8 protein-coding genes and 2 rRNA genes (1 of these 10 running past the window's edge) are annotated in these 9,764 nt (G+C 68.9%); all 10 read left to right on the top strand.

Annotation, left to right across the window (positions count from 1 at the left end; all coding sequences use genetic code 11):
* Positions 1-1,451 (top strand): 23S ribosomal RNA (locus Q2K20_RS09195) (it extends 1,655 nt beyond the left edge of the window).
* A 91-nt stretch (positions 1,452-1,542) separates the two neighbouring features.
* A 5S ribosomal RNA gene (rrf, locus tag Q2K20_RS09190) occupies positions 1,543-1,659 on the top strand.
* 108 nt (positions 1,660-1,767) lie between these two features.
* A complete protein-coding gene (locus Q2K20_RS09185) occupies positions 1,768-2,853 on the top strand; it encodes a hypothetical protein (protein ID WP_269504318.1) in 1,086 nt (361 codons plus the stop codon).
* Between the two features lie 5 nt (positions 2,854-2,858).
* Positions 2,859-3,857, top strand: a complete 999-nt coding sequence (locus Q2K20_RS09180; RefSeq protein ID WP_067715722.1) for an HAD-IIA family hydrolase — start codon at positions 2,859-2,861, stop codon at positions 3,855-3,857.
* Positions 3,858-3,867: 10 nt separating this feature from the next.
* Positions 3,868-4,080: a hypothetical protein gene (locus Q2K20_RS09175; RefSeq protein WP_067715725.1), complete on the top strand. Its 213-nt coding sequence runs from the start codon at positions 3,868-3,870 to the stop codon at positions 4,078-4,080.
* Positions 4,080-4,901 (top strand): TlyA family RNA methyltransferase, encoded by an 822-nt coding sequence (locus Q2K20_RS09170; RefSeq protein WP_269504324.1) that lies wholly within the window; start codon positions 4,080-4,082, stop codon positions 4,899-4,901. The genes Q2K20_RS09175 and Q2K20_RS09170 overlap by 1 nt, the downstream gene beginning before the upstream one ends.
* Entirely contained in the window at positions 4,898-5,827 is a 930-nt protein-coding gene (locus Q2K20_RS09165) for an NAD kinase (RefSeq protein WP_067715732.1), read from the top strand. The genes Q2K20_RS09170 and Q2K20_RS09165 overlap by 4 nt, the downstream gene beginning before the upstream one ends.
* A 9-nt stretch (positions 5,828-5,836) precedes the next feature.
* Positions 5,837-7,582: a DNA repair protein RecN gene (recN, locus tag Q2K20_RS09160; RefSeq protein ID WP_067715735.1), complete on the top strand. Its 1,746-nt coding sequence runs from the start codon at positions 5,837-5,839 to the stop codon at positions 7,580-7,582.
* Between the two features lie 58 nt (positions 7,583-7,640).
* Positions 7,641-8,813, top strand: coding sequence for a putative cytokinetic ring protein SteA (gene steA, locus Q2K20_RS09155; RefSeq protein ID WP_067715738.1), 1,173 nt, complete (start codon positions 7,641-7,643; stop codon positions 8,811-8,813).
* Positions 8,810-9,742, top strand: a complete 933-nt coding sequence (locus Q2K20_RS09150; RefSeq protein WP_269504330.1) for a copper transporter — start codon at positions 8,810-8,812, stop codon at positions 9,740-9,742. Before steA ends, Q2K20_RS09150 begins: the two co-directional genes overlap by 4 nt.
* Positions 9,743-9,764: the final 22 nt, after the last annotated feature.

The raw sequence follows: 9,764 nt of genomic DNA, 5'->3' as shown, positions 1-9,764 counted from the left end.
CCAGTCAGTGGTTGTACTGGTGTAAGAGTGTAGGCCGTGACATAGGCAAATCCGTGTCACATCAAGGCTGAGACTTGATGCATACCCGTTGTGGGGAATTCAGTGATCCTATGCTGCCGAGAAAAGCCTCTAGTGAGTTCATACACGGCCCGTACCCCAAACCGACACAGGTGATCAGGTAGAGAATACCAAGGCGATCGAGAGAACTGTGGTTAAGGAACTCGGCAAAATGCCCCCGTAACTTCGGGAGAAGGGGGACCACGCCCGGTGACGATCCTTGCGATCTGAGCTGGGGGTGGTCGCAGAGACCAGAGAGAAGCGACTGTTTACTAAAAACACAGGTCCGTGCGAAGACGTAAGTCGATGTATACGGACTGACGCCTGCCCGGTGCTGGAAGGTTAAGAGGACCGGTTAGCCGCAAGGCGAAGCTGAGAATTTAAGCCCCAGTAAACGGCGGTGGTAACTATAACCATCCTAAGGTAGCGAAATTCCTTGTCGGGTAAGTTCCGACCTGCACGAATGGCGTAACGACTTCTCTGCTGTCTCGACCACAGACTCGGCGAAATTGCACTACGAGTAAAGATGCTCGTTACGCGCGGCAGGACGAAAAGACCCCGGGACCTTTACTATAGCTTGGTATTGGCGTTCGATTCGGTTTGTGTAGGATAGGTGGGAGACTGTGAAGCATGCACGCCAGTGTGTGTGGAGTCGTTGTTGAAATACCACTCTGATCGTATTGGACGTCTAACCTCGGCCCATGATCTGGGTTAGGGACAGTGCCTGGTGGGTAGTTTAACTGGGGCGGTTGCCTCCTAAAGAGTAACGGAGGCGCCCAAAGGTTCCCTCAGCCTGGATGGCAATCAGGTGTTGAGTGCAAGTGCACAAGGGAGCTTGACTGTGAGACTGACACGTCGAGCAGGGACGAAAGTCGGGACTAGTGATCCGGCACCGGCAAGTGGAAGCGGTGTCGCTCAACGGATAAAAGGTACCCCGGGGATAACAGGCTGATCTTCCCCAAGAGTCCATATCGACGGGATGGTTTGGCACCTCGATGTCGGCTCGTCGCATCCTGGGGCTGGAGTAGGTCCCAAGGGTTGGGCTGTTCGCCCATTAAAGCGGCACGCGAGCTGGGTTTAGAACGTCGTGAGACAGTTCGGTCTCTATCCGCCGCGCGCGTAAGAAACTTGAGGAAGGCTGTCCCTAGTACGAGAGGACCGGGACGGACGAACCTCTGGTGTGCCAGTTGTTCCACCAGGAGCATCGCTGGTTAGCTACGTTCGGAAGGGATAACCGCTGAAAGCATCTAAGCGGGAAGCCTGTTCCAAGATGAGGTTTCTCACCACCTTCGCGTGGTTAAGGCCCCCCACAGACCATGGGGTTGATAGGCCGGAACTGGAAGCGCAGCAATGCGTGCAGGTGACCGGTACTAATCGGCCGAGGGCTTACAGACAAACAGCCCCTAAAGAATCGCAACGCGTCCACTGTGCAGTATCTGAAACAACACACCCACGCAAAAACACGTGGGCCTTGTTTCACAGAGTTACGGCGGCCATAGCGGCAGGGAAACGCCCGGTCCCATTCCGAACCCGGAAGCTAAGCCTGCCAGCGCCGATGGTACTGCACTCGTGAGGGTGTGGGAGAGTAGGTCACCGCCGAACACAACTTCATGACCAGCGGGAGGGACTATATGTTCCTCCCGCTGGTCGCATTTGTACCCTTCTACCCACTCCAGTGCCGGTCTGCCCGGCGCACGTAAGGTGAACGACGTGAACGAACCTCGGTCCGAGAACACCGACCGCTCGCCCCGACGCGGCGACCGCGACGTACCCCGCCGGGGAGATCGGGTGCCACAGGAGCGTCGGAGAGACAACAGCTCGTACGGCGAGCGTCGCGGAAAGCGGTACGACGGCTCGGAGACAGGCCGGTCGGACGGTGCGAAGCAGGCCGATCGACAGGATGCACGTCCGCGTTCCGCCGGCGACGACACCGCACGCCGCGGTGCCGCCTCTGACGGGGGAAGCGGTCCCCGGCGGGCCCCCGTCGGCGGTCGCGGCGGCGGAAATCGACGCGACGGCGGAGACCGACGCGGAGCCGGCGCCCCGGGCGGAGCCCGGCGGGGTGGCCGTACCGGAGACGACCGTAGATCGGAAGGTCGTCCCGGTCAGGAGGCACGCCAGGCGGCCAGAGCTGACGAGCCGCAGCTCCCCGATGACATCGAGGCCGCCGACCTCGACCTCGAGATCCGTCGTGACCTGCGCAGTCTGGACAAGTCCAACGCCGAGTCCGTGGCCAAGCACATGGTGGCGGCGATGTACCTGGTCGACGAAGACCCGCAGCTCGCGCTCGCGCACGGTCGCGCGGCCAAGAACAGGGCCGGGCGCATCGGTGTCGTCCGGGAGACCCTCGGTGTGTTGGCGTACCGCGCCGGCGAATGGTCGGAAGCGTTGAGCGAACTCCGGGCGGCCCGCCGGATCTCCGGCGGGCCGGGCCTGCTGGCGATGATGGCCGATTGCGAACGAGGCCTCGAGAGGCCCCAACGTGCCATCGAACTGGCCCGTGGAGAGGAATCCCGGTTGCTCGAAGGTGACGAGCTCATCGAACTCCGCATCGTGGAGGCCGGTGCCCGGGTGGACATGGGCCAGTTGGACGCTGCCCTGGTGACCCTCCAGGACGCCGGACTCGACAAGGACGCCCGCGGTGAGTCCGCGGCGCGTCTCGACTACGCCTACGCCGAGGTGCTGCTCGTCGCCGATCGCAAGAGGGAGGCGGCCGACTGGTTCGGTCACGCCGTCACGGCGGACCCCGAGCAGACCACCGACGCGGTGGCGCGTCTCGCGGAGCTCGAGGCGTAGGTCAGTTGAGCTCCCTTTCGCTGGCCGCACGGCACGACGCCCTACTCGTCGATCTCGACGGCACTCTCATCCGCGGTAGCCAGCCGATCCCGGGGGCCGCGGAGGCGCTCGCGAACGCGGGGCTCCCCGTGGTCTACGTGACGAACAACGCGAGCCGCTCGCCCAGGGACACCGCCGACCATCTTCGGTCGCTCGGCTTCTCCGCCGGTGCCGACGACGTCATGACCAGCGCGCAGGCCGCGGTGGTGATGGCTGCGGACCATGTCGATCCCGGTGCCAGGGTCCTGGTGGTGGGACACGACAGTTTCCGCGACCTCGCCCGGCAGGCCGGGTACGAGGTCGTCCTGTCCGCCGACGACGATCCGGAGGTCGTCCTGCAGGGACTGTCCCGGGAACTGACCTGGTCGGATCTGGCCGAGGGATGTCTGGCGATCCGTCGGGGTGTGCCCTGGGTCGCGTCCAACGTGGACGCCACGTTGCCCACCGAACGAGGCCTGCTCCCCGGGAACGGGTCCCTGGTCGCCGCCCTCCGTGCGGCGACCGATCGCGAGCCCCTGGTCGCGGGCAAACCGGCCGCCGGCGTGTTGACCGCCGCCGCGGATCTGGTCGGTTCCACCCGCCCGCTGGTCATCGGTGACCGCCTCGATACGGACATCCAGGGTGCGGTCGCCGCCGGGATGCCGTCGCTCATGGTGCTGACCGGCGTCCACGGCGTCGACGATCTCTTGGTCGCGGATCCCGACAGCCGGGCCACCTACCTGGCGGACGATCTCTCCGCACTGTCTGCCTCGGCGGAGGCCAGCCGGATCGACGCCGCAGTGGAGTTGGACGGAACGGTCGAGAACGGTGCCCTGCACCTGGCCAGCGCGCCGGAGGCGCTCGATCGGCTCGATCTCGCCCGTGCGGTGGTCAGACTGGCGTGGCGTCACGAGTCGAAGGCATTCCGGGCGGCCGACGAGGGTCTGCGATCCCGGCTGGCGGGTGCAGGCCTCGGCGTCGGCTAGCGTGTAGGCCGTGACGACCCCCGGACCACAGCCACGCCCCGGGCCCGCGGGCCCCGACACCGACGAACTCCGCTCGACGTTCGACGATCTGCTCGCCGATTCCGTCGGGGGCCAGGGCGCTGGACCGGACGGCTCATCTGTCCGGGACGACCAGGTGGCCGCCCTCGACGCCGCCCACGAGCTCCTCGCGCTGGCGCTGACGGCGCTGGACAGTCGGCGCTGATGGTCGCGAAGCGGATGCGGCTGGACGCCGAACTGGTTCGCCGCAAGATCTGTGACAGTCGGGAACGCGCCCGTGATCTCATCGATTCCGGGCGCGTGATCGTCAACGGGGTGGCAGCCACCAAGCCCGCGACCCAGGTCGAGCCGACCACATCGATCGCGCTCACCGCCTCCGATGAACCGGACTGGGCATCCCGCGGAGCCCACAAACTGGTCGGAGCCCTCGAGGCGTTCTCCGACGTGCCGGTCTCCGGAGCTCGGTGTCTCGACGCAGGCGCGTCGACCGGCGGGTTCACCGATGTCCTGCTCTCGCGTGGCGCCACCCGCGTCGAGGCGGTGGACGTGGGGTACGGACAGTTGGTGTGGCGCCTGCGCAGCGACGAGCGCGTGGGCGTGCACGACAAGACCAACGTCCGCTCCCTGACCCCGGACGACATCGGTGGCCCGGTGGACCTCGTGGTCTCCGACCTGTCGTTCATCTCGCTCGCACTCGTCCTGCCCGCGCTCGCAGCGTGCGTGCGCCCGGGAGGCGACCTGTTGCCGATGGTCAAGCCCCAGTTCGAGGTGGGCCGCGAGCGTGTCGGCCAGGGCGGTGTGGTGCGCGACCCGCCACTGCGGATCGAGGCGGTCACCGGTGTCGCCCGGGCTGCCGCGGCACTCGGACTGGAGCCGCTGGGATGCGTCGCCAGCCCGCTCCCCGGCCCGTCCGGGAACGTCGAGTACTTCCTCCACCTCCGTAAGGTCGGCGCGGGAGAGCGACTCGAGATGAGCGCCGAGGCGCAGCAGGCCATACGGACGGCAGTAGAGGAGGGCCCGCAATGAACGGCACGCCCGGACCGGTGCACTCGCGCAGGATCCTGCTCGTCCCCAACGTCGCCCGGCAGGACATCGTCGCCACCGTCGCCCAGGTGGTCAACGCGTGCGCGACCAGGGGCATCGCGGTACGGATGGTGGAGGGCACCAGCGAGAGCGTCGCCACGGGGGCGGGCGTGGAGACGGTCCCTGACATCCCCGAGGCCGCCGAAGGGTGTGAACTCGTCCTGGTCCTCGGTGGTGACGGCACGTTCCTGCGCGCCTGCCAGTACGCCAACGCCGCGGACGTGCCGATCCTGGGGGTCAATCTCGGACACATCGGCTTCCTCGCCGAGTCGGAGGTCTCCTCGCTCAGTGGCGTCGTCGAGCAGATCGCGGCGAAGGACTACAGGGTGGTCGAACGGATGACGGTGGAGGCCACCGTCATCCACGGGGACACCGTCCTGGCCCGGGACTGGGCACTCAACGAAGTCAGCATCGAGAAGGTCTCCCGGCAGGGCGTCCTCGAGGCGTCCGTGGAGATCGACGGCCGACCGGTCAGTGACTACGGCTGTGACGGCATGTTGGTCTCCACGCCGACCGGGTCGACCGCCTACGCGTTCTCGGCCGGCGGGCCGATCGTCTGGCCCGAACTCGACGCCATCCTCGTGGTCCCCAACAACGCCCACGCGCTGTTCGCCCGTCCGATGGTCGTGGCACCCTCCTCCAGGGTCGCGGTGGAGACCGGGGTGCATTCCGGCCCGGCAGTGGTGGTGGTGGACGGACGACGCCTCGTCGACGTCCCGCCGGGCAGCCGGGTCGAGGTGGTGCGGGGCGCGCGCCCGGTCAAGTGGGTCCGACTGGACGACTCGCCGTTCACCGACAGACTGGTCACGAAGTTCGAACTGCCCGTCACCGGGTGGCGTGGGCGGTCCGCTGTCCGGCCCCTCACCTAGGGTGGGTGCGTGCTCACGGAACTTCGGATCAGCGGCCTCGGCGTCATCGACGAGGCCGTGGCCGATTTCTCGCCCGGGCTGTCGGTGCTCACCGGCGAGACCGGCGCGGGCAAGACGATGGTGGTCACGGGACTGAGGCTCCTGGCCGGAGGGCGCGCGGACCCCGGGCGTGTCCGGCGCGGTGCGGAGAAGGCACTCGTCGAAGGGCGCTTCGACCTGGCCGCGACGGCCACCATGGACGCCGCCGACCGACGCGACCTCGACGAGTTGCTCGAGGACACCGACGTCGAACTCGACGAGGACGGCAGTGTCATCGCCGCACGCCGGGTGGGTGCGGACGGCCGTTCGCGTGCCCGGCTCGGGGGGAGGTCTGTCCCCGCCGGGACCCTCGCCCGCTTCTGCGCGCCGGTGCTGGCCGTGCACGGCCAGAACGATCAGCTGCGTCTGCTCCGTCCGGACAGGCAGCGAGACGCCGTCGACGCCCACGGTGGGGACGAGGCGCGGGCGGCCCTCGACGCCTACCGCGACACCTATCGGCTGTGGCGGGACGCCGAGCGTTCACTGGCGGAGCGCACCGGTCGGGCTCGTGAGCTGGCCCGGGAAGCCGACCTGCTGCGGATGGGACTCGAGGAGATCGATGCCCTGGGGCCCGAGCCCGGGGAGGAGGCCGAACTCGACGCCCGCATCCGCCGACTCACCGATTCCGAGGAACTGCGAGAGGTCGCGGGGCAGGCCCACGACGTCCTCGCCGGTGACGGCGAGACCAGCGAGCCGGTGGTGGGCGTCCTCGACCAGTTGCGGCACCGTCTGGCCGCTGCCGGTGACCCCGCGCTCGACCCGATCGCCACCAGCATCGGCCAGGCCGTCGCGGCGCTCGGAGATGCCGCGACCGAGCTCGGCCTGTACCTGGCCGAGCTGCCGGTCGACGCGGCGGTCCTCGACTCGGCATTGGAACGGCGCCACGACCTCAGGGCGTTGACCCGGAAGTACGGCACCGATGTCGACGACGTGCTCGCGTGGGCGGACAGGGCCCGTACGCGGCTCGGTGAGGTCGACACCTCCGACTCCGCCGTCGCCGAACTCCGTTCCACCGTGGAGCGCCTCGCTGCCGAACTCGACGAGCGCGGAGCCACACTGACGCGCATCCGACGCGCCGCCGGGGACGATCTCGCCGAGAGGGTGTCCGCCGAGCTGGCAGAGCTGTCGATGGGCGGGGCCCGGCTCGTGGTCCGGGTCACCCGATCAGGCGAAGGCCTCGACGGCGCCTCGGAGTCGGGTCTCGACGACGTCGAGCTGGCGCTCGACGGGCCGTCGGGCATCGTCCCGCTCGGCCGAGGCGCGTCGGGAGGCGAGCTGTCGAGGGTGATGCTCGCGCTCGAGGTGGTGCTGGCCGAGAGATCCGGGGGAGGGACCCTGGTGTTCGACGAGGTCGACGCGGGAGTGGGCGGCCGGGCGGCGTTGAGCATCGGTAAGCGGCTGGCCAGACTGGCCAGAACCCACCAGGTCATCGCGGTGACCCACCTCGCCCAGGTCGCGGCGTACGCCGACACGCACCTGGTCGTGCACAAGGACACCGGCGCCGGGGGATCGGACGGGGTCGTCTCCGGGGTCACGGCGGTCGCCGACTCCGATCGGGTGACCGAACTCGCCCGGATGCTCGCCGGTATGGAGGACACCGACACAGGTCTGGCACATGCGCGGGAGTTGCTGGAGAAGGCACAACGGGAAAAGTCTCAAGCTCAAGTCGACCGTTAATCCGACACGCCGGGCAGACCTCCCTGGTCACGTGAATCACACGCGTGATACTCGGCGCATGAAGATGTCGGGTCTGCTCAGCCGCCGTTCCACTGACCTCGCCGGTGTCGTGGGCACCGTCCGCCAGATCGAGGTGGGGTCACAGGTCCCCAGGAAGCTCGGCGCCAAGGACGTCGCCGTGCTCGATCTCAACCGCGCGCCCGCCGACACCGCCCGCGCTCTCGTCGACGCCGGGGTGACGGCAGTGGTGCACGTGCCCCGTCAGGGGGAGGAGATGCTCCCCCGCGCCGCGTTCCGGATCCTCGCCGCGTCGACGATCCCGGTCATCGAGGACGCGGACCTGTCCGGGGTCGCCGACGGGACCCGGGTGCGGATCGACGACGGTGTCGTCTACTCGGTCAAGTCGGAGGACGAGATCACGAGCGGCCGCGAGGTGGACTCGGCCACGCTCCTCGCCGAGGTGGACACCGCGGAGAGCGGGTACGTCGAGTCGGCGCTGGCGCACCTGGCCAACGCCACCGAGTTCCTCAGCCTCGAGCACCCGCTGCTGCTGGACGGCGAGGGCCTCCCGTCGATCGACGTCGACTTCACCGACCGCCATGTCGTGGTGGTCACCGGTGACGCGGCCGCGCGCGGCCAGCTCGCCGAGCTCAAGCCGTTCATCCGGGAGTACCGACCGCTGCTGGTCGGCGTGGGTGCCGGCGCGGAGTTCCTGCGCTCCGCTCGGCTGACGGCCGACGTCGTCGTCGCGACCCCCACGGACGTGTCCGACGAGGTCCTCACCGACGGCGCCGTCCTGGTGGTGCCCGCCGACCGCGACGGGCGCGCGGAGGGCCTCGAGAGGATCACAGAGCTCGGACTGGGGGCCACGACATTCCCCGCCGCCGCGACCGCGAGGGACATGGCGCTGCTGCTGGCCTACCACGGGGGCGCCGAGATGATCGTGGTGACCGGCGACGACAGGGGGCTCGAGAACGCGTTCCGCGACTCGTCCGCGCCCTCGTCCACGATGGTCGACACGACCGTCTCCTCCCGCTTGGTCCACGCCGACGCCTGCGCGACCCTGTACCGGTCTCGTGGCGCCGGGATCGGACTCGCCCTGGTCGTGCTCGCCGCCCTGATCGCGGTGGCCGCGGTCGTGGTGGCTCGCGACGCCGCCGCGGACCTGCTCATCTGGGCCGTCGAGACCTGGAACTCCTTCGCGCTCTGGGTCCAGGGGCTCTTCCGTTGATCTCCCTGCGTCGCCACGTCCTGACGCTGGTGGCCGTCTTCCTCGCTCTCGCGGTGGGGGTCGTCCTCGGGTCGACGTCCGTGGCGACGTCCATCAGGGACGCGGTGGTCGAGCGTGAGGAGACGACGGCGGCGCGGCTCGAGGCGTCGCAGGACGATCTGGCCGCGGAGCGGCTCGCCGTCGACCGACTCGACTCGCTGGCGGGAGACCTCACCCCGGCCGTCGTGGACGGTCGGCTCGACGGGAGGCCGGTCCTGACGATCGTGGCACCCGGCGCCTCCGACGAGGACGTCTCGGCGGCCCGCGAGGTCATCGACGCCGCCGGCGGGATCGACGCCGGCCGCGTCACCCTGACGGACATGGCCGTCGACCCGGAGGCGGACGCGGAACTCCAGGCGCTCGTCGCGAACCTGCCCATCGGCACCGCCCCGGCCGCTGATGCGGACCTCGGTACCCAGCTGGGCACGGCGCTCGGTCGCGCGGGGCTGCTGCGCGCCGAGGACGCGGAACCGCACCTCGAGGACGACGACCGGGAAACGGTCCTCACCACCCTCGCGGATGCGGGGATCATCGGCTACGAACCCGGGACCCTTCGGCCCGGACAGCTCGCGTTGGTCGTGACCGGGCCCCGGGACGAGGAATCGACCGGGGTCCGTGTCGCCGCCCTGGCCCGCACCCTCGACGGTGAGGGCGCCGGCGCGGTGGTCGCGGTGCGGACGGGCGACTCCGGGGGACGCGACGCGGTCAGCATCCTGCGGTCCTCGGCGGAGGAGGACGTCTCGACCATCGATGACGCCGGTACCGATGCGGGACGTCTGGCGACGACGCTGGCGCTGGCGGAGCAGCTCGACGGTGGGCAGGGTCACTACGGGCTGAGGCCGGACGCGACCGCCGCGGCGCCGTCGCTCCCCCCGACGCCGGAGCGGTGATAGCCTGAAGCCCCGTGGGGTG

It is taken from the genome of Dietzia sp. IN118 (assembly GCF_032905965.1).
Lineage (GTDB): Bacteria > Actinomycetota > Actinomycetes > Mycobacteriales > Mycobacteriaceae > Dietzia > Dietzia kunjamensis.
Note: the sequence above shows the minus strand (reverse complement) of the source record. Positions and strands in the feature narration are given on the sequence as shown.